This window comes from Corynebacterium fournieri (assembly GCF_030408775.1).
Taxonomy (GTDB): Bacteria; Actinomycetota; Actinomycetes; order Mycobacteriales; family Mycobacteriaceae; genus Corynebacterium; species Corynebacterium fournieri.
On record NZ_CP047210.1, the window covers coordinates 1,424,808 to 1,450,340 of the forward strand.

At 65.9% G+C, this 25,533-nt stretch carries 25 protein-coding genes; 9 read left to right on the top strand and 16 right to left on the bottom strand.

What is annotated here, in order from left to right; genetic code table 11:
• Positions 1-18 precede the first annotated feature (18 nt).
• From rpsO to CFOUR_RS06925, 3 genes are all read right to left on the bottom strand, one after another.
• Positions 19-288, bottom strand: coding sequence for a 30S ribosomal protein S15 (rpsO, locus tag CFOUR_RS06915; protein WP_085958147.1), 270 nt, complete (start codon positions 286-288; stop codon positions 19-21).
• 105 nt (positions 289-393) lie between these two features.
• Positions 394-1,344 (bottom strand): nucleoside hydrolase, encoded by a 951-nt coding sequence (locus CFOUR_RS06920; protein ID WP_085958148.1) that lies wholly within the window; start codon positions 1,342-1,344, stop codon positions 394-396.
• Positions 1,345-2,316, bottom strand: a complete 972-nt coding sequence (locus tag CFOUR_RS06925; protein ID WP_085958508.1) for a bifunctional riboflavin kinase/FAD synthetase — start codon at positions 2,314-2,316, stop codon at positions 1,345-1,347.
• 31 nt (positions 2,317-2,347) lie between these two features.
• On the opposite strand from CFOUR_RS06925, the gene truB reads away from it, so the two are divergent.
• A complete protein-coding gene (gene truB / locus CFOUR_RS06930; RefSeq protein ID WP_085958149.1) occupies positions 2,348-3,241 on the top strand; it encodes a tRNA pseudouridine(55) synthase TruB in 894 nt (297 codons plus the stop codon).
• Between the two features lie 26 nt (positions 3,242-3,267).
• Here the strand turns inward: truB and CFOUR_RS06935 are convergent, their stop codons facing one another.
• The 9 genes from CFOUR_RS06935 to rimP all read right to left on the bottom strand — a co-directional run bounded on the left by CFOUR_RS06935 (position 3,268) and on the right by rimP (position 12,564).
• Positions 3,268-3,921, bottom strand: a complete 654-nt coding sequence (locus tag CFOUR_RS06935) for a 4'-phosphopantetheinyl transferase family protein (protein ID WP_085958150.1) — start codon at positions 3,919-3,921, stop codon at positions 3,268-3,270.
• Positions 3,921-4,721, bottom strand: coding sequence for a metallophosphoesterase family protein (locus tag CFOUR_RS06940; protein ID WP_085958151.1), 801 nt, complete (start codon positions 4,719-4,721; stop codon positions 3,921-3,923). Before CFOUR_RS06940 ends, CFOUR_RS06935 begins: the two co-directional genes overlap by 1 nt.
• On the bottom strand, positions 4,718-6,055 hold the full coding sequence (locus tag CFOUR_RS06945) for an MATE family efflux transporter (RefSeq protein WP_085958152.1): 1,338 nt from the start codon (positions 6,053-6,055) through the stop codon (positions 4,718-4,720). Before CFOUR_RS06945 ends, CFOUR_RS06940 begins: the two co-directional genes overlap by 4 nt.
• Positions 6,048-7,049 (bottom strand): DHH family phosphoesterase, encoded by a 1,002-nt coding sequence (locus CFOUR_RS06950; protein ID WP_085958153.1) that lies wholly within the window; start codon positions 7,047-7,049, stop codon positions 6,048-6,050. Before CFOUR_RS06950 ends, CFOUR_RS06945 begins: the two co-directional genes overlap by 8 nt.
• Positions 7,042-7,482, bottom strand: a complete 441-nt coding sequence (rbfA, locus tag CFOUR_RS06955; protein WP_085958154.1) for a 30S ribosome-binding factor RbfA — start codon at positions 7,480-7,482, stop codon at positions 7,042-7,044. Before rbfA ends, CFOUR_RS06950 begins: the two co-directional genes overlap by 8 nt.
• Before the next feature lie 101 nt (positions 7,483-7,583).
• Positions 7,584-10,415 (bottom strand): translation initiation factor IF-2, encoded by a 2,832-nt coding sequence (gene infB, locus CFOUR_RS06960; protein WP_290179064.1) that lies wholly within the window; start codon positions 10,413-10,415, stop codon positions 7,584-7,586.
• A 105-nt stretch (positions 10,416-10,520) separates the two neighbouring features.
• On the bottom strand, positions 10,521-10,853 hold the full coding sequence (locus CFOUR_RS06965; RefSeq protein WP_101706457.1) for a YlxR family protein: 333 nt from the start codon (positions 10,851-10,853) through the stop codon (positions 10,521-10,523).
• A 155-nt stretch (positions 10,854-11,008) separates the two neighbouring features.
• Positions 11,009-12,016, bottom strand: coding sequence for a transcription termination factor NusA (nusA, locus tag CFOUR_RS06970; protein ID WP_085958155.1), 1,008 nt, complete (start codon positions 12,014-12,016; stop codon positions 11,009-11,011).
• On the bottom strand, positions 12,013-12,564 hold the full coding sequence (gene rimP / locus CFOUR_RS06975) for a ribosome maturation factor RimP (protein ID WP_085958156.1): 552 nt from the start codon (positions 12,562-12,564) through the stop codon (positions 12,013-12,015). Before rimP ends, nusA begins: the two co-directional genes overlap by 4 nt.
• Before the next feature lie 31 nt (positions 12,565-12,595).
• On the opposite strand from rimP, the gene CFOUR_RS06980 reads away from it, so the two are divergent.
• Complete coding sequence (locus tag CFOUR_RS06980) at positions 12,596-13,426, top strand: DUF4439 domain-containing protein (protein ID WP_230471860.1); 831 nt, start codon at positions 12,596-12,598, stop codon at positions 13,424-13,426.
• A 15-nt stretch (positions 13,427-13,441) separates the two neighbouring features.
• On the opposite strand, the gene CFOUR_RS06985 is transcribed toward CFOUR_RS06980, so the two are convergent.
• A complete protein-coding gene (locus tag CFOUR_RS06985; RefSeq protein ID WP_290179065.1) occupies positions 13,442-15,220 on the bottom strand; it encodes a proline--tRNA ligase in 1,779 nt (592 codons plus the stop codon).
• Positions 15,221-15,251: 31 nt separating this feature from the next.
• Between CFOUR_RS06985 and CFOUR_RS06990 the strand changes: the two genes are divergently transcribed.
• From CFOUR_RS06990 to CFOUR_RS07010, 5 genes are all read left to right on the top strand, one after another.
• Positions 15,252-15,938, top strand: a complete 687-nt coding sequence (locus CFOUR_RS06990) for a YaaA family protein (protein ID WP_085958510.1) — start codon at positions 15,252-15,254, stop codon at positions 15,936-15,938.
• A 34-nt stretch (positions 15,939-15,972) separates the two neighbouring features.
• Positions 15,973-16,698 (top strand): DUF1648 domain-containing protein, encoded by a 726-nt coding sequence (locus CFOUR_RS06995; RefSeq protein WP_085958158.1) that lies wholly within the window; start codon positions 15,973-15,975, stop codon positions 16,696-16,698.
• Between the two features lie 92 nt (positions 16,699-16,790).
• A complete protein-coding gene (locus CFOUR_RS07000; RefSeq protein ID WP_085958159.1) occupies positions 16,791-17,912 on the top strand; it encodes an ATP-binding protein in 1,122 nt (373 codons plus the stop codon).
• Positions 17,913-17,969: 57 nt separating this feature from the next.
• Positions 17,970-19,049, top strand: a complete 1,080-nt coding sequence (locus CFOUR_RS07005; protein ID WP_179154857.1) for a thermonuclease family protein — start codon at positions 17,970-17,972, stop codon at positions 19,047-19,049.
• Positions 19,050-19,080: 31 nt separating this feature from the next.
• Entirely contained in the window at positions 19,081-19,818 is a 738-nt protein-coding gene (locus tag CFOUR_RS07010; RefSeq protein WP_085958161.1) for an NAD-dependent deacylase, read from the top strand.
• On the opposite strand, the gene CFOUR_RS07015 is transcribed toward CFOUR_RS07010, so the two are convergent.
• Positions 19,815-20,756 (bottom strand): class I SAM-dependent methyltransferase, encoded by a 942-nt coding sequence (locus CFOUR_RS07015; RefSeq protein ID WP_085958162.1) that lies wholly within the window; start codon positions 20,754-20,756, stop codon positions 19,815-19,817. The two genes, CFOUR_RS07010 and CFOUR_RS07015, sit on opposite strands and share 4 nt — an antisense overlap.
• A 100-nt stretch (positions 20,757-20,856) precedes the next feature.
• Positions 20,857-21,597 (bottom strand): uroporphyrinogen-III C-methyltransferase, encoded by a 741-nt coding sequence (cobA, locus tag CFOUR_RS07020; protein WP_085958163.1) that lies wholly within the window; start codon positions 21,595-21,597, stop codon positions 20,857-20,859.
• 24 nt (positions 21,598-21,621) lie between these two features.
• Between cobA and CFOUR_RS07025 the strand changes: the two genes are divergently transcribed.
• Positions 21,622-22,827: a protein adenylyltransferase SelO family protein gene (locus CFOUR_RS07025; protein WP_085958164.1), complete on the top strand. Its 1,206-nt coding sequence runs from the start codon at positions 21,622-21,624 to the stop codon at positions 22,825-22,827.
• A gap of 35 nt (positions 22,828-22,862) precedes the next feature.
• On the opposite strand, the gene mqo is transcribed toward CFOUR_RS07025, so the two are convergent.
• Complete coding sequence (gene mqo, locus CFOUR_RS07030; protein ID WP_085958165.1) at positions 22,863-24,374, bottom strand: malate dehydrogenase (quinone); 1,512 nt, start codon at positions 24,372-24,374, stop codon at positions 22,863-22,865.
• A gap of 129 nt (positions 24,375-24,503) precedes the next feature.
• Here mqo and CFOUR_RS07035 point away from each other — a divergent pair, with 129 nt between their 5' ends.
• Positions 24,504-25,514 (top strand): alpha/beta hydrolase, encoded by a 1,011-nt coding sequence (locus CFOUR_RS07035; RefSeq protein ID WP_085958166.1) that lies wholly within the window; start codon positions 24,504-24,506, stop codon positions 25,512-25,514.
• The last annotated feature ends 19 nt before the right edge of the window (positions 25,515-25,533 follow it).

Genomic DNA, 25,533 nt, shown 5'->3' on the forward strand with positions numbered 1-25,533 from the left:
GTCTTTTCGGGCGCTAGCTTAGCGGCGCAGGCCCAGGCGACCGATCAGGTCACGGTAGCGCTCGACGTTGTTCTCTCGCAGGTACTTCAGCAGACCGCGACGGCGGCCGACCAGCAGCAGCAGGCCACGACGGGAGTGGTGGTCGTGCTGGTGATCCTTCAGGTGCTCGGTCAGGTTGTTGATGCGCTCGGTAAGCAGCGCAACCTGTGCCTCCGGAGAGCCGGTGTCGGTCTCGTGCAGGCCGTACGTCTTGAGGATCTCTGCCTTCTTCTCAGTGGACAGTGCCATGAGTGTGCTCCTTGGGTATTTCAGTTCGCGCTCTACGGAAAGTCTTTGCAGCTGCACCGTGACTGCCGCGAACCACAGTCGGATGGTGCAAGACCTCGCAAGAGGTTACACGACCTCCGTCTGGCGGGCCAAACCGGTCAAACGGCGCATGAACTCCTCCAAGAACCGCTCGACGTCCACTCCCACCGCGACGCGGGCGGACTTCACCGGATCATTCAGGCACGTCTCGTCGGCGATGGTGCGGCCTCTCGACGGCCCTTCGGTATCCACCTTCAGGTTAATTGCCAGCGTCTCCACCAGGCTCGGGTCTGCCGCCACGGCTACTGCCAGCGGGTCGTGCAGGCCGCAGCCTCCCAGGTGCGGCGACGTGGTCTCGTACGCCTTGATGTAGTAGTTGGTCGCCTCGGCCAAAAAGTCCCCGCCGGCGGTTTCGAGGTCTTTCCAGCGCTTCGTTTCAACGGTGGTCAGAAGCGTTTGCAAGGTGACGTCCAAGCCGACCATGGTGACGTCCTCGCACTGGCGGAACACCAAGTCTGCCGCCTCCGGGTCCTGGTTGATGTTCGCCTCGGCGCACGCCGTGACGTTGCCGGGGACGGTCAACGCGCCGCCCATGCACACGATGTGGGCACGGGATGCGAAGTTCTCGTCGGCCTGAACAGCCGCAGCAACCGTGGTCAGCGGCCCGACAGGCACGATGACCAGGTCTTGCCCGTACCGGTGGACCGACTGCACCAGAAAACCTACGGCGGAGCCGGGCTCGACGGCACGTGCGGCGTCGTAAAGCTCAGCCTCGCCGATGCCGTTGACGCCGTGGATGAACTGCGAGATCTCCATGACCTCGAAGCCGTCGCGCTGCGGGCCGGCGTACACGGGCACGTCGGTGCGGCCGAAAAGCTCGAGGATGGCCAGGGTGTTACGCACCGCCTGCGGCACCTCCACGTTGCCGTAGGTGCAGGTGACACCGATGAGATCGAGCTCCGGCGAAGCGAGTGCGTACGCGATCGCGAGCGCGTCGTCGATACCGGTGTCCACGTCCAGAATGAGTTTGCGGGCCATTTACGCCACTCCTAAAATCTCACGGGTTTTTTCCACGTCACGGGCCATGTTATCCAGCAGCTCGTCCACCGAGTTGAACTTGAGCATGTCGCGGACTTTCTCCACGAACTCCACGCGCGCCATGCGCCCGTACAGATCTGCGTCGCGGTCCAGCACGAATGACTCCACGCTGCGCCGCGCGTCCCCGAACGTCGGGTTCGTACCGACGGAGATCGCCGCCGGGTAGCGCACGCCCGGTTCCATGTCGCCGTCGATCGCGCCGTCGTCGATGATGGTCAGCCACCCGGCGTAGACACCGTCCGCCGGCACGGCGGCGGTCTCGGACGCGTACTGGTTCGCCGTCGGGTAGCCCAGCTCCCTGCCGCCGCGGCCAGCCCCACGCTCAACCGGAGCAACCACGGAAAACGGCCGACCCATGTAATCCGTGGCCAGGGCGACATCGCCGCCTGAGAGGTGATCCCGAATCGCGGTGGAGCAGATGCGCACGTCGCCGTCGCCGAGCAGCTGCACGATGGTCACGTCCACGCCCGCCTGCTCCCCCAGCTGGGCCATCGTCGTCGCGGTGCCGGCGGCGTCGCGGCCGAAGGTGAAGTTCTCCCCCACCAGGACGTGCTGTGCGCCCAGGGTGCCCACAAGCACGTCGTCCATGTAGGCCTTCGGGCTCAGTCCGGCGAGTTCCTCGCGGAAGTCGATGACGAGAAGCGCGTCCACCCCCAGCTCGGCGATGTGGCGGGCGCGCTCCTCGAGCGGCAGCAGCTCCTGCGGTGCGTGCTCGGGCGCGAAAATCGTCACCGGGTGCGGGTCAAAAGTCATCACCACGCACGGCGTGCCAAGCTCGCGGGCAGCGTCCACCGCCTGGGAAATGAGCAACTGGTGTCCGCGGTGCACTCCGTCGAACACACCGATAGTGACTACCGTTCCGGTCTCCGCAAAGGAAGCCGGCACACTCGCAAGCCCGCGCAGAATATCCACGGGGCAATACAGTACGGCATACTCGGCAAGCATGAACGATGCCCTCGCAACCTCTGGAATCGTCGTCGTGGACAAGCCCGCTGGGATGACCAGCCACGACGTTGTCGCACGCCTGCGCCGCATCTTCGGCACCCGCAAGGTCGGCCACGCCGGCACGCTGGACCCGATGGCCACCGGGGTGTTGGTGGCGGGCATCGAGCGCGGCACGAAGCTTTTGGCCCACCTCGTGGCCGAGGACAAGGTGTACGAAACCACGATCCGCCTCGGGGCTTCAACGACGACGGACGACGCCGAAGGTGAACTCGTCGACAAGCACGATGCGTCCGAGGTGCGCGAGGAGGAGATCCGCGCGGAGGTGGAGAAGCTGACCGGCACGATCATGCAGGTGCCGTCGAAGGTCTCCGCCATCAAGATCGGCGGACGCCGCGCGCACGAGCTGGTGCGCGCCGGAGAGGAGGTGGACATCCCCGCGCGCGAAGTCACCATCCATTCCTTCGAGCTCGGCGAAATTCGCCGCAACGCCGAATACGTGGACGTGGACGCGCGTGTGCACTGCTCTTCCGGCACCTACATTCGCTCGCTGGGGCGCGACCTCGGCGCAGCGCTCGGTGTGGGCGGGCATTTGATTGCTTTACGACGCTGCCGCGTCGGATCCTTCGCCCTCGCCGATGCCCGCACGCTCGACCAACTCGAAAACGCGGCTGAACTCTCCCTCAGCTTGGACGAGGCGCTCACCCGCGCATGGCCGGTGCTCGAGGTCACGGCCAAGGAGTACGACGCGTTGGCGATGGGCAAATGGCTCGAGCCGAGAGGGCTGCACGGCGTGCACGCCGCTGTCGGACCGGACGGGCGCGCGGTGGCGCTGGTGAAAGAAAAGGGCAAGCGGCTAGCGACGGTGTTTGTTGCGCGGCCATCGACGCTATAGCGCGCTGTAGCGGCAACACGCCGCGCTTAACGCACGTAGGTGGCGGCGATGACGTAGCCGCAGCGCTGCACCCAGCGCCCCTCGAACAGCGGGACCGGCGCAGGCCGCGCCAACAGCTGGGAGGTAAACGTGCCGTCCGGGCGCAGCTCGATTTCCGCTTCGTCGAAATCGAGCCAGCGCCGCGTCATCGGGTACCAGCACTTATATGTCGCTTCCTTGGCGCAGAACAACAGCCGGTCCGCCCAGGTGTAGCCGTCCGCCTGCAGCTGCGAAACCATCTCGATTTCGGTGGGGCTGGCAATAGAGCGCAACACCCCGTCCGGCAACGGCTCCGCGGGCTCGGCATCCAGCCCCATCGAGTGCACGTGGCGCTTCGGCGCGGCCACGGCGGCGCGCAGGCCTTCGGTATGTGTCAGCGACCCCGTGAAGCCTTCAGGCCACAACGGCATGCCGCGCTCGCCGCGCAAAATCGCACCGGCGGATTCCACGCCGAGCTCGCGCAACGCCTGGTGGGCGCACCAGCGTGCGTCGCCGAACTCGCCTTTGCGCACGTCCACGGCCGCGCTGACCTCGTCGCGCTCGTCGGGCAGCAGGTCCTCGTAGCGGGTCAGATCCGACGCATCGTCGGTGAGAAAGAACACGCAGCGCGCCTCGGGAGGAAACAGCGAGATGTCCTGCATCACTGTTCAACCTCCATGACCGGGTACGGAAACGGCCGGGCGGACGGGTAGTGCTCCCATTCGCGCGGGTAGCCGAGGGAGGCCTCGATGTGCGGGATTCCGTCGACAGTTGTCACCCCCGGCATGTGCAGGTGACCGTACACGACTGCCTGCGCGTTGTAGCGTTGGGCCCACGTGCGGGTATGCCGCGTGCCGCACCACAGGGCGATGTCCGACCACTGCATGCGCTGCACAGGTTCCTGGATTAAGGGCCAGTGGTTGACCAGAACAGTCGGGCCGTTGATGCGGGAAAGCCGCTTTGTGGTGTAGGCGAGGCGGTCCCAGCACCACGCGCGGATATCCACGAACGGGGCGATCGCAACTTCATCGGTCATGACCACGTTGTGGTCATGCGCTGCGGCCAACGCTTCTTCGACGGTCAGGTCGCGGGCACGAAACGAGTAGTCGTAGAGCGTAAACAGCGGGCAAATAGTCACCCCGCCGAACACCGGGTAGCGGTCCTCCGGCGTCACCACCCCGATGGAGCGCATCGCCTGCACCAACATGGTGTATTTCTCGCGGCCCCGGTGGCGATCTGCGGAACGACAGAACAGCTCGTGGTTGCCTGGCACCCAAATCACTGTGTGGAACCGGCTGGCAAGATCCTCCATCACCTGGATGATCAGCTCCGGCCGCTCGGCCACATCGCCTGCGACGATGAGCCAGTCCGACGGGTCAGCCGGCGTGATGGCGTCTATTTTCGGGCCGTTGCGCTTCACCGCCGCGTGCAGGTCGCTGACGGCCCAGAGCGTGGTGGTCATTCCTCATTCTTACCATCCGCACCACCTGCGGCCCACCGCATTGACCGAAAGCGCCACACCACGCCGACCAGGCGGGCGAGCACCTGGCCGAGCTGGCCGACCCAGATGCCAGTCAGCCCCCAGCCAAACACGCCGGAGGCGAGGATGATCGGCAGTGCTACTCCCAAAAGGGAAAACAGTGTCAGGTTGCGCAAGAATGCGGCGTCGGCAGCGCCGAGGAGCACCCCGTCGAGGGCGAAGACGGCTCCGCCGACCAGGATCATGCCGATGAGCAGGAACCACGGGATACGCAGCGCATCGACGACCTCCGGGTCCGAGGTAAACAGCCCCTGGATCGGCGCGGCAAACACCGCGAAGACGGCTGACAGCGCGACTGCGAACCCGAGCGAGTACCGCAGCGTCTGCGCGCCAACGTCGCGCGCTTCCTCCGCGCCGGCGCGCCCCAGCGCGGAACCGGTGAGAGTCTGCGCCGCAATGGCCAGCGAGTCCAGCACGAGCGTCAGGAAATTCCACAGCTGCAGCATCAGCTGGTGCGCGGCCAGCGCGACAACCCCGATGCGGCCTGCGACCGCAGCCGCGGTAAGCAGCGAAACCTGGAAGGACAACGACCGCAAAATCAGATCCCGGCCGAGTATGAGCTGACGCTTGATCACGCTCCAGCGCGGCGCCCAGCTGCCGCCGTAGGAGCGGTGCTCGCGCGCCAGCACCACGAGAAACAGCGTCGCGGTGATGCCCATGCCAATCACGTTGGCCACCGCAGAGCCGACGAGGCCGAAGCGGCCCACCAAAACGGGCAGCAGCGCAGCCCCCGGTACCAGCCCGCACAATGTGAGGTAAAAGGGCAGCTTGGTGTTTTGCACGCCGCGCATCCAGCCGTTGCCAGCCATGATCACCAATGTCATCGGCACCGCGAACGCGGAGACATGCATCCACTGGGCCGCGCGCGCACCCGTGGCGTGGTCGCCTGCGAGTGCCTGGGCGAGCGGCTGCGCGAAGATGCCCACGATCAGCGCCAGCAGTGTGCCGACGCCGAGCGCAACCCAGGTGGCCTGCACTCCTTCCGCCACTGCATCTTCGCGCCGGCCGGCCCCAAAGAACCGGGAGCTGCGCGCGGTGGTGCCGTAGGACAAAAACGTCAGCTGCGTTGTCACCGTGGACTGGATAGCCGCGCCTGCGGCCAGCGCCGCGAGTTCAGCGGTGCCCAACCGTCCCACGACTGCCGTATCCAGCAGCAGGTACAGCGGGTTCGCCGCCAACACGCCAAGCGCGGGCAGGGCGAGCAACAAAATCTGGTGGCCGAGCGAGCGCTCAGCTGCTCCGCGCGCCCTACTCATCGGACGCGTCGCGCTGCGGCAAAGCGCTGAGTAGATCGCGGATGACCTCGTTGCGGTGGCCGGAAGCGGAATACCCCGCCGCCGCCTTGTGTCCGCCGCCGCCGAGGCGCTGGGCGACGGCGGAGACGTCCACCACCGTGGAGCGCAGCGACAACGCCCAGCTCTTCGGGGACTGCTCCTTAAGCACCACTCCCACGTCGGTGCCCTCGAGCGCCCTTGCGTAGTCGATGATCGCCTCCACGGCAGTCTGGCTCATCCGTGAGTGGATGCCGGACGGGATGGTCAACACTGCCACAGAAAGCCCGTTCGCGGGCACGATCTGGGTTTTAGCTAGCACCGCGCCCATCAGCTGCAAATCCACCGGGCCCATCGTGTCCATCAGATCGAGAGCGATCTGGCGGGTATTTAAGCCGTACTCCATCAGCTCGGCGGCGAGCTCATGCATCCGCGGGGTGCCCCACCGGAAGCTGCCGGTATCCGTGATCAGCCCCGCGTACAGCGCGTATGCAATGTCCGGATCCAGCTCCACGCCCAAGTACCCCAGCAGCTCGCGGACCATCACTGTGGTGGATTCGCTTTCCACGATCATGTTCAACCCGCCGAAGCCGGGGTTGGTGTTGTGATGGTCGATCACAACCACCCGCGATGGGTCCTTCAGGATCGTGCTCATATGTGCGCCGGTGCGGTCGGCGGAGGCGCAGTCCACGGTGATCACCAACCCGTCCTCAGGCAACGGCTCACCGTAGCGGATGTCCTCGACGCCGGGGATCGTGCGCATGTTGGCGGAGTGCGGCAGCGGTTGGCCGATATAGGCCTGCGCGTCCTTTCCCAGCTTGCGCAGACCCGCCGTCAGAGCGCACGCCGAGCCGATCGCGTCCGCGTCGGGTTTGATGTGCGCCACCACCGACACCTTCTCAACCTCTCGCACACGGGAGGCGGCGGCCTCAAACAGCGCCGCCGCCTCCTGCAGGTACCTCGGTGTCTTGCTAGACATCATCACCAGTGCGCTTGTACGGGTCGCTCTCCCCCGCCGGTGTCGCATTCGCCCGTAGCTTCGCCAGCTCCTCGTCGCGCGCACGGGCGCGGTTGAGCAGCTCCTCCATGTGGGCGGAGGACTCCGGCACGGTGTCGCGCTCGAAGGAAATCGTCGGGGTGAAGCGAACGCTGAGCTGGTCGCCTACGATCTTGCGGATCTGGCCGCGGGCACGGTTGAGTGCCTCTGCCGCCTGGTCGTAGTCCGGCTCGTCGTTGATGTCGCGGCCGCGCACCGTGTAGTAGACCGTAGCGTCGTGCAGGTCGCCGGTGACGCGGGTGTCGGTGACAGTGACCAGCTCCATGCGGGGGTCTTTCACTTCACGCTCGATAGCCGACGCAACGATCGTCTGAATCTGCTTTGCCAGGCGCTGCGCGCGAGGATTCTCAGCCATGCTCAACTCCTTTGAACGAAACTTGCAATAGTGTAACCCCCGTCCTGCGCGGGTCGCGCGGAACGGGGGTTGGCGTCGAGAAGCAATTGCTTCAGCAACGGCTAATCGCGCGGCACCTCAACCATCTCGTAGGTCTGGATGGTGTCGCCGACCTGGATATCCGGGTAGGACAGCACCATGCCGCACTCGTAGCCCTTGGCCACCTCGTTGACATCGTCCTTCTCGCGGCGCAGCGACTCGATGGTCGCGTCCGGAGTGATGACGTTGCCGTCGCGGACCAGGCGCAGCTTTGCACCGCGCTTGACCTTGCCCTCGGTGACCATGCAGCCGGCGATGAGGCCGACAGAGGAGGCCTTGAAGATCTGGCGGATCTCCGCCTCGCCCAGATCGCGCTCCTCGTAGATGGGCTTGAGCATGCCCTTGAGCGCGTTCTCGACGTCCTCGATGGCCTGGTAGATCACCGAGTAGTAGCGGATCTCCACGCCTTCAGCGTTCGCCTCCTCGGTGGCCTTGCCGTCAGCGCGAACATTGAAGCCAATGATCACCGCATCCGACGCCGCAGCAAGGGAGACGTTCGTCTGCGTCACAGCACCGACGCCGCGGTCGATGATGTTGACCTCGACCTCGTCGTCGATCTCGATCTTGAGCAGCGCCTCTTCCAGGGCCTCCACCGAACCGGCGTTGTCGCCCTTGAGGATGAGGTTGAGCTGGCTCGTCTCCTTGAGCGCCTGATCCAGGTTCTCCAGGGAGACGCGCTTCTTGCTGCGCGCCTGGATCGCGGCGCGGTGACGGGCATCGCGCTGCGCCGCAATCTGGCGAGCGACACGGTCGTCGTCCACCACCAGCAGGTTGTCGCCAGGGCCAGGAACGCCGTTGAGGCCCTGGACCTGCACCGGGCGGGACGGGCCCGCCTCATCGACGTCGTTGCCCCACTCATCGACCATGCGACGCACGCGACCGAAGTTGCCGCCGACGACGATGGAGTCGCCGACACGCAGCGTGCCGCGCTGCACGATCACGGTGGACACCGGGCCACGGCCGCGGTCCAGGTGGGACTCGATGGCCACACCCTGGGCGTCCATGTCCGGGTTCGCCGTGAGCTCCAGCGCCGCATCTGCGGTGAGCAAGACGGCCTCGAGCAGGTCGTCGATGCCAGTGCCCTGCTTCGCGGAGATGTCAATGAACATGGTGTCGCCGCCGTACTCCTCCGGCACCAGGCCGTACTCGGTGAGCTGGCCGCGGATCTTGTCCGGCTGCGCCTCCGGCTTATCCACCTTGTTCACGGCAACCACGATGGGCAGGTCCGCCGCCTTGGCGTGGTTGATCGCCTCAACGGTCTGCGGCATCACGCCGTCGTCCGCCGCGACCACCAAAATGGCAAGGTCGGTCGACTTCGCACCGCGGGCACGCATGGCGGTAAACGCCTCGTGGCCCGGGGTATCCAGGAACGTGATCTTGCGCGGCTCGTCTTCGAGGGTGACCTCGGTCTGGTACGCACCGATGCCCTGGGTGATGCCGCCGGCCTCGCCGCGGCCCACGTTGGCGTTTCGGACCGAATCCAGAAGTCGGGTCTTACCGTGGTCGACGTGGCCCATGACGGAAACCACAGGAGGACGCTTCTCCAGCGCCTCTTCGCCACCGATGTCCTCGCCGAACTGCAGGTCGAAGGACTCGAGCAGCTCGCGGTCCTCGTCCTCCGGAGAGACGATCTGCACCTCGTAGTTGATCTCGGCGCCGAGCAACTGCAGCGTGTCCTCAGACACGGACTGCGTTGCGGTCACCATCTCACCGAGGTTGAACAGCGCCTGCACCAGCGACGACGCATCGGTGTTGATCTTCTCCGCCAGGTCGGACAGGGTCGCGCCCTGACGCAGGCGAACGGTCTTGCCGCCGCCGTCTGGCAGACGAACGCCACCGATGACGTTCGGCTTGTGCATCTCTTCGTACTCGGCCCTCTTCTGGCCCTTGGACTTACGGCGCTTGCCGGGTGCACCACCCGGACGGCCGAATGCGCCCGCAGTACCGCCGCGACGACCACCGCGACCGCGGAAACCGCCACCGCCGCCGAAACGCGGGCCGCCCGGGCCGCCACCACGGCCACGGCCGCCGCCGCGACCACGGCCGCCCGGAGCAGCTGCCTTGGACGGCATCTGTGTCGGGGACGGACCTGCCGGCATGTCAGCCGGCGACGGACGGGAGCCGCCGCCCTTGCGTGCGCCACCAGGACGCGGGCCACCCTGGCCGGGACGACCCTGGCCCTGGCCCGGACGTCCGCCGCCCGGACGCGGCGGACGCTGGCCACCGGTGTTGGAAGAGAACGGGTTGTTGGCTACGCGCGGACGGCCCGGCTTGGGCACGGGACGCGGCATAGCGCCCGGCTTCGGGGCATCCGACTTCGCTGCACCCGGCTTCGGCGCACCCGGCTTCGGCGCACCCGGCTTGGGTGCGGCAGATTTCGCAGCACCCGGCTTCGGCGCCCCAGGCTTCGCGGCGCCCGGCTTCGGCGCGCCAGGCTTGGGAGCGCCCGGCTTCGGCGCACCACCAGCCGGCTTCGGGGCCGGCTCCGCCGCAGCGGGTTTCGCCGCAGACGGCTTCGGGGCACCCGGCACCGGCTTGGGTGCCGCGGGCTTGCTCTCTCCAGCCTTCGAGGGCTTGGAGGCCGCAGGCTTCGGCGCCGCCGGCTTGGCGCGGTTCTGGCCCGGCTTTTTCAGCGGCGGCTTCTTCGGCGCAGCTTCCTTCTTCTTTTCGGCGTCGGCATCGTCGCCGCCGTTCTGCTTGGCGTAGTGCGCCTTCATCTTCTTCACGACAGGCGGCTCGATCGTCGACGACGCCGTCTTCACAAACTCGCCCTGCTCCTTGAGCGTGGCGAGCAGTTCCTTACTTGTTACGCCGAGCTGCTTGGCCAACTCGTGAACGCGTAGCTTTCCGGACACGTATCTCCTCTTCGTTGTTGCTAGGAGCAGTGCCCTTCCGGCTACCTGCCCCTAGACGTGGTCAGTGACATTCATCGCTGATGCTGCTTCATCGTTGCGTACTCATCAGTGTTCAGTCTTTCCTTTTTCGTCTGGGTCGTTCACCTCGTCGCAAGTGCTTTGCGACGACGCAAGGTACGTACGTACATGACCTAGGTCCACCGCAGTGGACAGACGGAGCGCTCGCCCGAAGGCGCGACGTTGTTCCGCCAGCTCGACTGCATCCAGCGAGGGCGTAATCCACGCGCCCCGGCCAGGAAGGTTCCTGCCCGGGTCTGCGAGGATCCGCCCCGGCACGTCCGGATCGGCGACGACCCGCAGCAGCTGGGTATCCGGCTGCGCGGTACGGGTGGCGATACAGGTGCGGGTGCGAATCGGCTGCTTGCGAGCAACACCCATTCGCATCCCGTCCTTTCATCTGCTAACTCGGTCGCCGCACCTGAACGTGCGGACACAAAAGCCGTATAACACTGTACGCCAAAACCCGCTGGATCTATATTTCCAGCGGGTTTCCTGGTTACAGGGGTGTAATTTTCCTGAGGGGCTACTGCCGTCTACTCAGCCGAGTCCGCGTCAGAGCGGATGTCGATCTTCCAGCCAGTCAGGCGGGCAGCCAACCGGGCGTTTTGGCCCTCTTTGCCGATGGCCAGGGAGAGCTGGTAATCCGGCACGGTCACACGGGCGGCCTGCGCCTCGCGGTCCAGCACCTCGACGTTGACCACCTTCGACGGGGCGAGCGAATTGCCGACGTACTTTGCCGGATCCTCGTCCCAGTCGATGATGTCGATCTTCTCGCCGCCGAGTTCGGACATGATGTTGGTAACGCGGGCGCCGCGGGGGCCGATGCAGGCACCCTTCGCGTTGACGCCCTTGACGGTCGCGCGCACGGCAACCTTGGAGCGGTGGCCGGCCTCGCGGGCGATGCCCACGATCTCCACCGAGCCGTCCGCGACCTCCGGCACCTCGAGCGCGAACAGGCCGCGCACGAGCTCCGGGTGCGTACGCGACAGGTTAACCTGCACGCGCCTGTCACCCTTGTTCACACCCACCACATAAGCCTTGATGCGGTCGCCGTGGCGCAGCACTTCACCCGGGATCTTCTCCGCCGGCAGCAGGATGCCGTCCTGCGGATCAGCCTCTGTGCCCAGCTGAACGATGTTCAGCCCGCGGGACTCCGCCTGCGCGTCTCGCTGCACGATGCCGGAGACGACCTCGCCCTCAAAGCCTGCGTACTCGTCGTAGACGCGGCCCGCCTCCGCCTGGCGCAGACGCCCCTTGATGGCGTCGCGCACTGCCACGGAACCGATGCGGGAGAAATTCACCGGCGTGTCGTCGTACTCGGAGACGACCTCGCCCTCGGCGTCCAACTCGCTGACAATGACAGCCACATCGCCGGTCTCGGTGTCGATGTCCACGCGAGCCTTAGCGTCGGCGTTGGACTCCCCCTCCTTGAACTCGCGGTAGGAGAACAGCAGCGCGTTCGCGATAGTCGCCAGCAAATCCTCCATGGCGATCCCCTGCTGCTCCTCGATCGCCTTCAGCGCGTTCAAGTCGATATTCACTTGTGTTCCTTTCCTTCCGCTGCTGCGGCCTCAAGATCTTCAAACGCCCGGTCCGCCAGCTCAGCCTCTGCGGCCGGCGGGGCTTTGAACTCAATTTCTACCACTGCGCCAGAAATTTCAGAAACCGGGGAAATACGGACCTCTTCAGCCTTTTTGTTCACGCGAACAAGCGCGACGTGCGATTCCTCAGCGTCGAGCGGGCCCACGCGCCACTGCTGCTCGCCCACCTTCACCTTGCGGCCGCGGTTGCGGCGGAAATGTCGCGCCTCAGTCAACGGCAGGTCTACGCCCGGTGTGGTCAGCTCCAGGGTGTACCCGGCGCCGAAGTTCACCTCGCCGCGCTGTTCTGCGTCGTCGAACAGCTGCGACAGCTCGTTGGAGACTTCCTCGAGCTCGTCGAGCGTCGGGTGGGTGTCCGAATCGAGTGCGATTACCACCTGCGACTTCTTGCCGGCTTTCACCGTGCGGATCTTTTCGATGTCCATGCCGTAGGTGCGCGCAACGGGTGCAACCATGCGCTCGAGGTCGTCGTTCGTGGGAAAAGCCATGCGAACAAACCTAGCGTGTAACGTGCAGCGCGTGAAGAAACTCCTCCTGCTTCCCGCCGCCGCGCTTTTGCTCACCAGCTGCACCGTGATGGACATCGTTGGCCCGCGAGCCAATGGTGAGGTGATGGCGCTTGCGAAGCAGGCCTCCGCCGACTGGGTCTTCGGCGACCCGGCCAGCGAGCAGTGGCGCGAACTGCGCAAAGCGCAAGGCGATGAGCTGCAAAACGAGGCGCGGAGGTTGTGCGGCCTCGACACCGCCGGCAACACGCCTGCCTCGTGCGACGTTGCTTACGGCGACACGGACCTGCCCGCCGCGTCGAACGCGGACGCGCTGCTCGAGCGCACCGTCGCAGCTGCTGACAAGGTTCCCTCCGAAACCGTCGACCTCGTCGTCGCCCAGGCTATCGACGCACTCGCGCTCTCCCCCGTCGACCTCGATGCCCTGACCGATCCTGCTTCGGATGCAGTGACAGTCCCAGTGGCAGACCCCGCTGACGCCGAAGCTGTGCGCGACATGCTCGCCCGCGAAAACGCTGTCGACTACGGGCTCGGCATCGCTCTTGCATACGCCGGCCCCGAACTGCGCGAGCGCATCGGCATCCTGCGCAAGGCCTGCCACGAGCGCACCGCTGTACTGTCCCAGCTACTGGATACCGCTGACGGGGAGGCGAAGGTTCCGGCCAGCGGGTACGAATTCGCCGACGGCTACGCCGAGCCGGCAGATGCCGAAGAGGCCGCCCAGCTGGTCAAAACCATGCAGAGCGACCTGGTCAAACAGTGGCGCTACCAGGCCGCCCACGCCGAATCTGCGCAGTGGCGCGAGAACGCAATACGCCTCGCGGCCCAGGCGCAGCGCGCGTAGGCGGCGCCGGCTTTCTTAGCCGCGGACGAGCTCCTGCACCTTCGCCACGATCTCGTCGGCCGGTACCTCCAAGGTCTCGCCGCCGCGGATGCGCAGCTCCACAATGCCGTCTTTAAACGAGCGGCCCAGGATGACGATGAACGGCATGCCCAGCAGCTCGGCGTCCTTGAACTTCACGCCCGGGGAAACCTTGGGGCGGTCGTCGAAAAGCACCTCGAGGCCCGCGTCGGACAGCTCGGCGGTGATGCGGTCGCCCGCCTCGAGCGCCGCCGCATCCTTGTTCGCCACCGCAACGTGCACCTGGTACGGGGCGATCTCCACCGGCCAGATCAGCCCCTTGTCGTCGTGGCGCTGCTCTGCAACCACGGCGAGCATGCGGGAGATGCCGATGCCGTAGGAGCCCATCGTGGGCACGGCGCGCTTGCCGTTTTCGTCCAGGATCTGCACGTCCATCGCCTCGGTGTACTTGCGTCCGAGCTGGAAGATGTGGCCCAGCTCGATGCCGCGGGCGAGCTCCACGGTGCCGTTGCCGGACGGCGACGGGTCGCCTGCCTTGATCTCGGCGGCCTCGATGGTGCCGTCGACGGTGAAGTCGCGGCCGGCGACAAGGCCCACCACGTGCCGCTGCGGGGCGTCGGCGCCGGTGATCCAGGCGGTGCCGTCGACCACGCGCGGATCTGCAAGCAGCCGCACACCGTTGGCCTGCAGCGCACGCGGACCGACGTAACCCTTGACCAGGAAATCGTTCTTTGCAAAGTCCTCGTCGCTGGCCAGCTCGAAGGTGGCCGGCTCTAGCGAGGCCTCGAGGCGCTTTTCGTCCAGTTCACGGTCACCCGGGATGAGTACGCCCACCAGCTGCGGGCCGACCGGCTCACCGTTGTCATCCACTGCACGCGGGTCGTCGACTTTGACCATCATGCACTTGAGGGTGTCGGCGGCTTCGGCGGAACGCCCGTCGACAAGCACACCTGCGCCCTGCGCCCACTCCACGAGCGCAGCGATGGTCTCGGACGACGGTGTGTCGTGCTCGACGGCCTCGGGCAGCCCGTCGAACGCGCGCGGTGCCGGTGCCACCGTGGTCACTGCCTCCACGTTGGCGGCGTAATCGCCCGCCGTGGAGATGACAAAGGTGTCCTCGCCGTTGTCGGAGTAGGCCAAAAATTCCTCGGACGCGGAGCCGCCCATCGCGCCGGAGGTGGCCTTGCAAATCTCGTAGCGTAGGCCCACACGGTCGAAGATGCGCTGGTAGGCAGCGCGGTGGTTGGCGTAGGACTGCTCCAGGCCCTCATCCGACATGTCGAAGGAGTAGCTGTCTTTCATTACAAACTCGCGCCCGCGCAGTATGCCAGCGCGCGGACGCGCCTCGTCGCGGTACTTGGTCTGAATCTGGTACAGCGTGACCGGGAAATCCTTGTAGGAGGAATAGAGGTCCTTGACCGCGGTGGTGAACATCTCCTCGTGCGTCGGCCCGAGCAGCATGTCCGCGCCCTTGCGGTCCTTGAGGCGGAACAGGTCGTCGCCGTACTCGGCCCAACGGTTGGTTGCCTCGTAGGGCTCGCGCGGCAACAGCGCCGGGAAGAGCAGCTCCTGGCCGCCCATCGCGTCCATCTCCTCACGCACCACACCCTCAATCTTGCGCAGCGCGCGCAGGCCAAGCGGCAGCCAGGAGTACACGCCGGGCGCGGCGCGGCGCACATAACCCGCGCGCACCAGCAGCTTGTGGCTGGGCACTTCAGCATCGGCAGGGTCTTCGCGCAAGGTGCGCAGGAACAGCGTGGACAGGCGTGTAATCATGGTTTGGCAGTTTACCGCTAGGGTTTTGCGCATGCTGATCGTGCTCCCGCCATCTGAGACCAAAGCACCCGGCGGCACAACCGCCCCGATGGAACTGTCGTTTTCTTCGCTGGATCCGGTGCGCACGTTGCTTCTCGACGAGCTCACGCACACCCCCGTCAACACCATGATGTCCGAGCTGAAAATCCCCGCCGGCAAGCGCCAAGAGGCCGAGGAGAACCTGGCGCTGCGCACGGCGCCGGTCATGCCCGCGATCCAGCGCTACACCGGCGTGCTCTACGACGCGCTCGACGCGGCCACGCTGCCCGCGGACGCCCTGCCCCGCCTTGCCGTGGGATCGGCGTTGTTCGGGCTGGTTCGCGCCGGGGATCTCATCCCCCGCTACCGCGTCTCCGGCGGCTCCAAGCTGGGCGGGACAACGATGAAGGCGTGGTGGGGCTCGGCCGTGACGGAAGCGTTGGCCGAGCAGGACTTCGTGGTGGACATGCGCTCCGGCGCCTACCAGCAGCTCGGCCCTGTGCCGGGCGCGGTGACGGTGCGCGTGGAACAGGCAGTCACGGGCAAGGTGGTCAGCCACTTCAACAAGAAGTACAAGGGCGAGTTGGCCAAAGCGCTGGCGCCACATCTCGCCGCGTGCGCCGAAGACGTCGCCGACATTGCCGCCGCTGCCAGCTTCAACGTTGCCCTCAACGGCACGCTGCTGACCATGCGCGTGTGAGGCGGATACAGCGGAGACGGATACAGTGACAGCCATGCCCTCCCACTACCGCCGTTACGCCGCGACCGCGCTCATCTACGCAGCCGGGTTCGCGTACATCTTGCTGCGCTGGGACACCATCCCCGACCCGGTGCCGGTGCACGTCGGCCCCACCGGCGAGGCGGACGGGTTCGCGGCAAAGACGCTGCTCAGCACTACGGTGCTGATGGTCGTCGGCATTATCATCTCGGCGGCGTTGCCGCTGTGTCTGCCGCCACGGGCGCTTGCCCGGCGCACCGTCGATGTCCCGAACGAAGATACGCTGCCGTTTTCGGAGACGGCGGCCCGGCGCGTCGAGAAGCTTTGTCACGCCACCGCAGACGTGATGTCCAAGATCATCCTCGCGCTGGCCGCACTGTTCGCGGTGACGAACATCTCCTTGGTGGTGCCGGATGCCGCCCTCCCGTTTTGGCTGGAGCTCGCGATGTGGATCGGCTTCATCGTTTATACGGTGGTTGTCGCGCTGCGTGTGACCTCCGCCCAAGACGGCCTCGAACCCGATGCGGATGAACAGGCCCGCAACGTTCAGCTGCGCTACCAAGGGGGCATGGGCACGTACTCAGCGCCTCACGACCCGATGGTGGCGGCAGTGCTGCCGTCGAACCCGGGCAAGATCGCGGTGAACACCGCTCACGCGCCGGGCAAGCATTACCTGCGTCGCATGGCCCTCGGCGTGGTGGTGATCGTGGTTGCGTGCGTGGCCGTCGCGATCGCGGTGTAGCTCACGCGTGCCACCGCCGCGAAGATATCGATTTATCGGTTTATCGGCTCCGGGCACTTTATCGGTTTATCGGTTGCGCTAGGCTGAGCGGCATGAACAACCCGTTTCGTCCGACGTTCGGGGCCAGCCCACTGGTCTGGGCCGGCCGCGCCACTGTGCTCACCGATTTCGAACGCGCGATCACAGGCGCCGCAGGCAACCCGGACCGGTCGATTCTGATCTCCGGGTCCAGGGGTATCGGCAAAACCGTGCTGCTGACCGAGCTCGAGGACATCGCGGCACGGCAGGGGTGGCTCGTGCTGCGCGCATCGGCCAGAGAGAAGATCACGCAATCCCTCATCGAGTCCGCGATCCCGGAAGCCATCAACCGCCTCGCACCTCCGCAGCGCCGCCGCATCACCGGAGTATCGGTCGCCGGCATCGGGTCGGTGCGCACCGACATGGAATCCAACGATCCCGTCCCCCGGCTGACCACACAGCTGCGCGAACTCATCTCGCACCTGCGCGGCACGGGTGTGCTCATCACCATCGACGAGGTGCAGGACGCCTCCCCGGAGGACCTCACCCAGGTCGCCGTGGCCTACCAAGACCTGGTGCGCGACGACTTACCCGTGGCCGTGGCCATGGCGGGCCTGACGCACGGCATCAACGCGCTGCTGGATTTGCCCGGCGCGACATTCCTGCGCCGCGCCCGCCACTACGAGCTTGGGCCGCTCACGCTTGAAGACGCCCACAGTGCGCTCGCGGAAACCGCCCAAGACGGCGGCAGGCCTTTCGACGACGCCCGGCGCGCCGCCGAGTTCACCAAGGGCTACCCGTATCTCGTGCAGCTGGTCGGCTTCCTGTCCTGGGAGGCGGCGGACGAACTCGTGCTGGAGCGCATCGACGCCCACGCTGTCTCTACTGCGATCCCGCGCACGCTCGAACGCCTCGGCGTGCAGGTACACCAGCCTGCGATCCGCGACGTTCCCGCACGGCAAATGGACTACCTGCAGGCCATGGCCGCCATCGAAAACGAAACAGGCTTAGGCGAGATTGCCACCTCGGCGCTGGCGGAGCACCTTGGCCGCCCAGCCACGTCGCTTTCCGATATCCGGGCCCGGCTCATTGAGCGTGACTTGATCACACCCGCCGGCTGGGGCGTGGTCGAGTTCGCGCAGCCCTACCTCGGCCAATACCTGCTGGATCGGGGCCGGCCGCAGCGGATCAGCTAGCCCTCAGCCTGCTGCGGTGAGGCGTTTTGCCAAATGCGGGAAACCTATACTGGGCGGGTGAAAAAACTTGTAGCCCTCATTGTCGCCTGCGCCGTTGCGTGGGGCGGCGTTCAGCTTGTTTCGGGCGGGGATGAGGATGTGACGGTGCAACGCATCGTCGACGGCGACACATTGGATGCTTCGGTTGCACGGGAGACGGTGCGTATCCGGTTGCTCAACATCGATACCCCTGAGCTCGGGCACGACGGCAATCCCAGCGAATGCTACGCCGAGGAGGCTAAGCAGCGCTTGGAAGCGCTAGTCCCGCCCGGTGCAAAGATCCACCTGGAGTACGACGTGGAGCGCACGGACAAGTACGGCCGTACCTTGGCCGGGGTTTTTCGAGATGACACCTTCGTCAACGAGCAGCTCGCGAGCGAAGGGCTGGCGCGCGCAATTTTGGTCGAGCCGAACTCCCGCTTCTTTGAGAGGATCCGGGCGGCGGAGCAAGCGCCCCGTAACGCGGGATCCAAGATCTTTGCGGCGAGCGCTGATTGCTTTGCCGCTGACCGTGAGCTGCAAGCCGACTTCGACGAGCTTGATCGGGAGGACCGCACCATACGCTCCCTCGACCTCAATGACCCCGGTTCCGTGGCTGCGGCCCGAAAGCATCTCGGCACCATCGACCGTGTACTGCGCAGAGTGCGGACGAGCACCAGCAGCAACGACTTCTTCTACACAGATGACATGGCGCGCTTCCTCGACGACGTTGAACGACGTGCCGGTGCTGCTGCCACGCAGGTCGACGACACCGAGGCACGAGCCCGGCAAGCCGAAGCTGAGCGCGAAGCGGCCCGAAGAGCCGAAGCTGAGCGCGAAACAGCCCGACGAGCCGAAGCCGAGCGCGAAGCGGCCCGACAAGCCGAAGCTGAGCGCGAAGCAGCTAGACGCATGCAGGAAGCACAGGACCGTGAGCGCGAGCGGCTGCGCAGCGAACAGGAGCAGCAAGTCCCGGTTCCCGCCGCCCCGCCTGCGCCCTCCTCAGACAAATACACGGGCTGCCGCGCCTACGGAGGTAACTACGCCCTCAACAACGTGGACAAAAACGGGCGCCGGTACGCGAAGATCGACTGCGCTTCAAAGGTCCAAATCGGCTAAAGCCTGCTCGTTTCGGGGTACCGTCGCAGCCATGTCCTCCCACACCACCATCGACACAGCCCGCGCGCTTCTCGCCGACGCTTCCCACATCGAGGTCTTCACCGGCGCTGGCATGAGCGCCGACAGTGGCATCGCCACCTACCGCGACGCCCAGACCGGCCTGTGGGAGAACGTGGACCCGCAGGACATGGCGTCCATCGACGCGTGGCACAACGACCCGGATACCATGTTTGCGTGGTACCTCTGGCGCGCGCACCTCGCGCAGCAGGCGGAGCCGAACGCGGGCCACGTTGCCGTCGCTAAGTCGCCGAAGACTACGGTGACCACCCAAAACATCGACAACCTCCACGAGCGCGCAGGCAGCAAGAAGGTCGTCCACCTGCATGGCTCGCTGTTCGACTTTCGCTGCTCGCTTTGCGACGAGAACTTCGCCCAACCCATCGACCTCCCCAAAGAACCCGTGGCGGCAATCACTCCCCCGGCCTGCCCGGTCTGCGGTGGCTCCGTGCGCCCAGGCGTGGTCTGGTTCGGCGAGGCCCTGCCGGAAGCCGAGTGGAAAGAGGCGGAGCGTCGCATGCGCACCGCCGACGCGCTGGTGATCGTGGGCACGTCCGGGGTGGTCTACCCCGCCGCCGGCCTGCCACTAATGGCACATGCCCGCGAAATCCCCATCATCGAGGTCACCCCGATGCGCACGGATCTGTCCCACCTGGCCGACGTGGTCGTTGAGGACACCGCCGCCAACGCCCTGCCTGCCCTCTTGGGCTAGCGCGTTGCCCGAAGCACCGTGAAGGTTGTATCCCGCGTGACCTGGTCCACGGATGCGAATCTGCGCTCCACCTCGCCGCGGTAGCGCAGATGCGAATTGTGCACCAAATACAGCGCACCGCCGGGTGCAAGCAGACGCACGGAGGCGTCAAGGAGGTGCTGCACGAGGGTGGCGTCGACGGTGGTGCCGTCGTGGAACGGCGGGTTCAGCGCAATCGTGTCGAAGGACGCATCCGGCAAGCGTGAGCCGGCGTCGTCCCACGTCGCCTCCAGCCCGATGGCGCGCGCGGAAATTACCGCGTCCGCGTCCGCGTCCGTAGCCACCCCGCCCATCCCCCGAGTGACCGAGCCGTTGCCGCAGCCCAGGTCGAGCAGGCGGCCGGGAGCGGCGGGCAGGCAGGAGCGAAGCAGCTGCCCACCCCGGTCCGGCTTTGCGCCGGAAAAGACTCCGCCGACGGCGACCAGGCCGTCACCTAGCGTTGACTCGTAGGCCACCTCGCGCGGGCCGGAAGCGACGAGGCAGCGAAACTTGCCGCGGCCGAGTGACGCTGAAACGTCGTCGAAGGACTCCTCCAACACCGCGTTCATGCTGCGTGCGAGGTGCTTGTTATTCGCGCCGAGCACAACACGCACACCGTCGTAGCCCGCGCCTGCGATGGAGCGCGCCAGGTAGTCCAGCCGGGCCAGAGACTTGGGCATCTCCCCGATCGCCACGGCTGAACCAGTTGCCCCGGCCAAGAACTCGTCCAACCGCACGTCGCCCGCGATCTCGGCGCCCATTGCCGACGCCTTCCGGCTTCGCGCATAGTCCGAGTCCAGAAACACCACCGGCGCGCCCGTCGCCACCGCCGCGCGGGTGAGATCCAGCGTCAGGTCGTGGCAGATGAGCACCGTCTGCTGGTCCACCTCCCCCAACCCCTGGGAGCCAGACCCTGTCATCGGCCGATTTTGCGCCGTTCCCAGGGTTTGCCGCCCAGGGTGTGCAGCAGCGGCGGGCGCGACCGGAGCGCCGTCCCCGAAAGCGGTACCCCAGATCAAGCTATCCAGCGTGCGCAAGGCCTGCGACCTCCCCCACCACGTATACGGCCGGCGCCGCGACACTCTCGGCCTCCATCACGTCGGCCAAGCTCGCTGCGGTGGCGAAGTAGACCCGCTGCGAGTCCGTTTCGCCCTCCTGGATCACGGCGGCGGGCGTCGCCCCATCCATACCGGCCTCCACCAGCGCCGCGGTGATCGCGCGGACGTTGCGCACACCCATGACCACCACGATCGTTGCGCCGACTCGGGCAAGCGCTGCCCAGTCCACCAGCGACTTCTCGTGGCCGGGCGGCAAGTGCCCGGAGACCACCGCAAACCCGTGCGTGACCCCGCGTTGCGTCACCGGCACCCCAGCGGCCGCTGGCACGGACACCGCGGAAGTCACCCCGGGCACCACCGAGCACCCCAGCCCGGCAGCCGCGCACGCCTGCAGCTCCTCAAACCCGCGACCGAACACGTACGGGTCCCCGCCTTTGAGCCGCACCACGTGCTTGCCCGCGCGCGCGTACTCCACCAGCATCTCGTTGATGCGCTCCTGCGCGACCTGCTTCGCGTACGGCAGCTTGGCCACGTCCACGACCTCTTTGCCTCGCAGATCCAGAAACTGCTCCAACTCAGCCGCGGGCCCAAGGTGGTCGGCGAGGATGACATCGGCGGATTCGAGCGCGCGCAAACCACGAATGGTCAGCAGGTCCCACGCGCCTGGGCCGCCGCCTACGAGTGTGATGTGGCCGGTAGTCATAGCTCATCAGTTTAGGGTGGAGCCATGACACGACCCCAGCTCGCCCACACGCTTGCCGACGCCCTGCCGGAGCTCGCGCACGAAGAGACCGGCACGGAGTTTGAAAACCCGCAGCTTGTCGCGCTCAATGAGCCGCTCGCCGCCGAGCTCGGCCTCGATGTTGCGTGGCTGCAGTCTGACGCAGGCCTGAAGTTCCTCACCGGTGCCGACGGCGGCCACGCCATGGCGTACGCAGGCCACCAATTCGGCCAGTTCGTTCCCCTGCTCGGTGACGGACGCGCCCTGCTCCTCGGCGATATCGCCGGCCGCGAAATCCAGCTCAAAGGCTCAGGTCTGACGGCGTTTTCCCGCCCGGGCTCCGACGGCGTCGGCGCGATCGGCCCGATGCTGCGCGAGCACCTCATCTCCACGTTCATGCACGCGGTCGGCGTGCCCACCACCCGCTCGCTGGCGGTGTTGACCACCGGCGGCACGGTGATCCGCCAGCAGGGAGCGGTCCCCGGCGGCATCGTGGTGCGTGTGGCGAAAAGCCACCTGCGGGTGGGTTCGGTGCAATACGCCGCCACCCAGTCGGAGGAGCTCGTGCACAAGGTGGTCCACGCCGCGGGCTTCAGCGATGCGGAGGACATGCTCGAAACGGTCACACGGCGCCAGTTCGACTTGGTGGCGCACTGGATGCGTCTGGGATTCGTCCACGGGGTGATGAACACAGACAACGTTGCGCTGTCGGGAGAAACCATCGATTACGGCCCGTGCGCGTTTACGGAGCGGTTCGACGGCAACGCGAGCTTCAGCTCGATTGACCGCCAGCGACGCTACGCATTTGGCAACCAGCCCAACATCATCGCCTGGAATATGGCGCGGCTGGCGGAAGCGCTCTACCCGCTGCTCGGCGAGCAGAAGGTCAACGCGTACGTAAAAACCGTGCAGTCGTTGTGGAACGAGGCCTGGGCGAAATGGATCGGCGACGACCACGACGGGCTCAACGCTGCAGCCGACATCACCACCTACAACCGCACACACGGCATCGGCGGCGAACCGGGCCCGCTTTTCATCCCCCGAAACCAGCTGCTGCAAGCGGCGATCGACGCGGCTGAAAACCACGGCGATTACACGAAATACGACGAATTGCTCGCCGCGGTGAGCGACCCGTACAACGAAAAAGCCGGGCCCGAATGGATGGCCCGGCCTGAGGGGCAGCTGCCCTACGTCACTTTCTGCGGGACGTAGGGCCCTGCATGCCCCTGTAGAGCGACGAAGGAGCTCTACAGCGTGTTCTCGTTGGTGTCCAGCTGAAGCGTCTTCTGGGTCCACGCCCACTGCTCGTCGTAGGCGTCCTTGTCGCGCTTGAGGGACTTGCCGTACGTCGGGAACATTTCGTGGAGCTTGTCGGCCCAGTCGATCATGTGCTCGCCGAAGCAGCGCTCCAGCAGCTCGATCATTGCGGCCGGGGTGATGGATGCGCCCGGGGATGCGCCGAGCACGCCGGCGATGGTGCCGTTCTGGTCGTTGACCAGGGCGGTGCCGAATTCCAGGGTGCCGAAGCGCGGGAATGCGGCGGGCTTGATCACCTGCACGCGCTGGCCGGCGACCACGACCTCCCAGTCCTTGCCTTCGGCGGCCGGGTAGTACTCGTGGAGCACGTCCACCTTGCCGTCGAAGTCGCGGAAGACTTCCTGCACCAGGTACTTCACCAGATCCACGTTGGTGGCGGCAACGCCCAGGTAGGACGGGATGTTATCGAGGCGGATGGACTTAAACAGGTCCAGGTAGGAGCCCTGCTTCAAAAACTTCGGGGTCCAGCCGCCGTACGGGCCGAAGAGCAGTGACTCTTCGCCGTCGACCACGCGCAGGTCCAGGTGCGGCACGGACATCGGCGGGGCACCGACCTTGGCCTTGCCGTACACCTTGGCCTTGTGCTGCTGCACAAGCTCCTGGTTGGTGGTCTTGAGCCACATGCCGGAGATGGGGAAGCCGGCGTAGCCGTGGACCTCGGGCACGCCTGCCTTGCGCAGCAGGTCCAGCGCGTAGCCACCGGCGCCGACGAAGACGAAGCGTGCGCGCACGACCTGCTTGTCGCCGGTGTGGACGTTTTTCGCCGTGACCTTCCAGAAGTTGCCTTCGCGCTTGATGTTGGTCACTTCGCGCCCGTAGCGGATCTCGGTGCCGTTGCGCTTTGCGGCGTCGAGGAACTGTTCGGTCAACGCGCCGTAGTTGATGTCTGTGCCCGCGTCGGTCCAGGAGATTGCCACAGGCTCGGCGTCAAAGTCGCGGCCCTGCGACATCAGCGGCAGCTTCTGTGCGAAGGTGTCGCGGTCGTCCGCGAATTGCATGTTGGGGAACATGTGGTTCGCCGACAGCTTGTCGTAGCGCTTGCGCAGGTACTTGATCTGGTCTTCGCCCTGGGCGAAGGACACGTGCGGCACGGGGTTGATAAACGCACGCGGGTCCGTGAGCACGCCGTTTTCCACCTGGTGGGACCAGAACTGGCGCGACAGCTGGAACTTCTCGTTGATGGCCATCGCCTTGGACACATCCACTCGCCCGTTCTTCTCGGGCGTGTAGTTCAGCTCGCACAGCGCGGAGTGGCCGGTGCCAGCGTTGTTGAACGGATAGGAGGACTCCTCGGCTGGGCCGTCAAGCCGCTCGAAGATCATCTGGGACCACTCGGGTTCCAGTTCGTGCAGCATCGAGGACAGCGTCGCGCTCATGATGCCAGCGCCGACGTGCAGGATGTCCACCTCGTCCGCGTACTTATTACCACCGTTGTCAGACATTCGTAGTCATCCTTTGAGGTTTTCGACTTTTGGGGAGTGCAGACCATATTACGTCGCGTCGATGGCAAGAGTGCAAAGGCTTGACGACGACCACAGGTCCCCCACGTCATTGTCAGTATCATCGTGCGCATGAACGACAGTGACCTCCATCTCAATTGGCAGCCAGATCCCCTCGGAGACGGCTTTGAGCAGGCCGTTCTCCCTCAAGGCAAGGACCCGGACAGCGGCACCAATGTGGATGCGGTGCTGGTGCGGGACGTGAGGGCGCAACAAAGCTCACAGCGCCACGGCAAGCCGGCGGTGCTGTGGGTGCACGGCATGTCCGACTATTTTTTCCAGGCGCACGTGGCCGATGAGTTCTCCCGGCACGGCTACCCCTTTTACGCGCTGGATTTGCGCCGCTGCGGCCGCGCACTGAAGGGAGGCGAGCGTGCCCACTTCACGCTGTCTATGAGTCGTTATTATCCGGAACTGACGCAAGCGCTGCGCATTCTTGCCGCCAACCACGGTTCCGTGGTGGTGCTCGCGCACTCCACCGGCGGGCTCATCGTGCCGCTGTGGGCTGACCACCTGCGCCGTGAGCAGCCTGAAGATCACGCGAAGCTCGCCGGCATCATTTTGAATAGCCCGTGGCTGGACCTGCAGTTCCCGCGGTGGCAGGTGGTGGCGCTTAAACCCGTGCTCAACTCACTCGGGGCGATTTTTCCGTCGTTGCCGCTATTGCAGCGCGGCGAAGGCACGTACGGCGAGTCAATCCACAAAGCTGCCCACGGCGAGTGGGACTTCAACACGACGTGGAAGCCGCTGGACGGCCACCGCAAGTACCTGGGGTGGATGCGCGCGGTCATTCAAGGCCAGGAACAGATTCACGCGGGAGAGGTTGATACTGGTGTGCCCATGCTGACGTTGCGGTCCTCACACTCGTATTTGGGCGAGGACTACTCCCCCGCCGCCGACACGGCAGACACGGTGCTGGATGTGGACCAGATTCAGCGTTGGGCTCCCACCCTGGCCCAGGACTCGCAGGTGCAGGTCATCGACGGCGCACGCCACGACGTGTTCTTGTCTGAGCGCCACGCCCGCGAAGCCGCATTCAAGGCAGTTTTCGGGTGGCTCGACGGCCATAAATTCGCGCAGTAACGTCTACACGCGAAAGAGA

Excerpts from the sequence above, each read along its gene's own strand:
- rpsO (WP_085958147.1), bottom strand. The coding sequence starts at position 288 with ATGGCACTGTCCACTGAGAAGAAGGCAGAGATCCTCAAGACGTACGGC.
- CFOUR_RS06920 (WP_085958148.1), bottom strand. The coding sequence starts at position 1,344 with ATGGCCCGCAAACTCATTCTGGACGTGGACACCGGTATCGACGACGCG.
- truB (WP_085958149.1), top strand. The coding sequence starts at position 2,348 with ATGAACGATGCCCTCGCAACCTCTGGAATCGTCGTCGTGGACAAGCCC.
- CFOUR_RS06935 (WP_085958150.1), bottom strand. The coding sequence starts at position 3,921 with ATGCAGGACATCTCGCTGTTTCCTCCCGAGGCGCGCTGCGTGTTCTTT.
- CFOUR_RS06940 (WP_085958151.1), bottom strand. The coding sequence starts at position 4,721 with ATGACCACCACGCTCTGGGCCGTCAGCGACCTGCACGCGGCGGTGAAG.
- CFOUR_RS06945 (WP_085958152.1), bottom strand. The coding sequence starts at position 6,055 with ATGAGTAGGGCGCGCGGAGCAGCTGAGCGCTCGCTCGGCCACCAGATT.
- CFOUR_RS06950 (WP_085958153.1), bottom strand. The coding sequence starts at position 7,049 with ATGTCTAGCAAGACACCGAGGTACCTGCAGGAGGCGGCGGCGCTGTTT.
- rbfA (WP_085958154.1), bottom strand. The coding sequence starts at position 7,482 with ATGGCTGAGAATCCTCGCGCGCAGCGCCTGGCAAAGCAGATTCAGACG.
- CFOUR_RS06965 (WP_101706457.1), bottom strand. The coding sequence starts at position 10,853 with ATGGGTGTTGCTCGCAAGCAGCCGATTCGCACCCGCACCTGTATCGCC.
- rimP (WP_085958156.1), bottom strand. The coding sequence starts at position 12,564 with ATGGCTTTTCCCACGAACGACGACCTCGAGCGCATGGTTGCACCCGTT.
- CFOUR_RS06985 (WP_290179065.1), bottom strand. The coding sequence starts at position 15,220 with ATGATTACACGCCTGTCCACGCTGTTCCTGCGCACCTTGCGCGAAGAC.
- CFOUR_RS06990 (WP_085958510.1), top strand. The coding sequence starts at position 15,252 with ATGCTGATCGTGCTCCCGCCATCTGAGACCAAAGCACCCGGCGGCACA.
- CFOUR_RS06995 (WP_085958158.1), top strand. The coding sequence starts at position 15,973 with ATGCCCTCCCACTACCGCCGTTACGCCGCGACCGCGCTCATCTACGCA.
- CFOUR_RS07000 (WP_085958159.1), top strand. The coding sequence starts at position 16,791 with ATGAACAACCCGTTTCGTCCGACGTTCGGGGCCAGCCCACTGGTCTGG.
- CFOUR_RS07010 (WP_085958161.1), top strand. The coding sequence starts at position 19,081 with ATGTCCTCCCACACCACCATCGACACAGCCCGCGCGCTTCTCGCCGAC.
- CFOUR_RS07015 (WP_085958162.1), bottom strand. The coding sequence starts at position 20,756 with ATGACAGGGTCTGGCTCCCAGGGGTTGGGGGAGGTGGACCAGCAGACG.
- cobA (WP_085958163.1), bottom strand. The coding sequence starts at position 21,597 with ATGACTACCGGCCACATCACACTCGTAGGCGGCGGCCCAGGCGCGTGG.
- CFOUR_RS07025 (WP_085958164.1), top strand. The coding sequence starts at position 21,622 with ATGACACGACCCCAGCTCGCCCACACGCTTGCCGACGCCCTGCCGGAG.
- mqo (WP_085958165.1), bottom strand. The coding sequence starts at position 24,374 with ATGTCTGACAACGGTGGTAATAAGTACGCGGACGAGGTGGACATCCTG.
- CFOUR_RS07035 (WP_085958166.1), top strand. The coding sequence starts at position 24,504 with ATGAACGACAGTGACCTCCATCTCAATTGGCAGCCAGATCCCCTCGGA.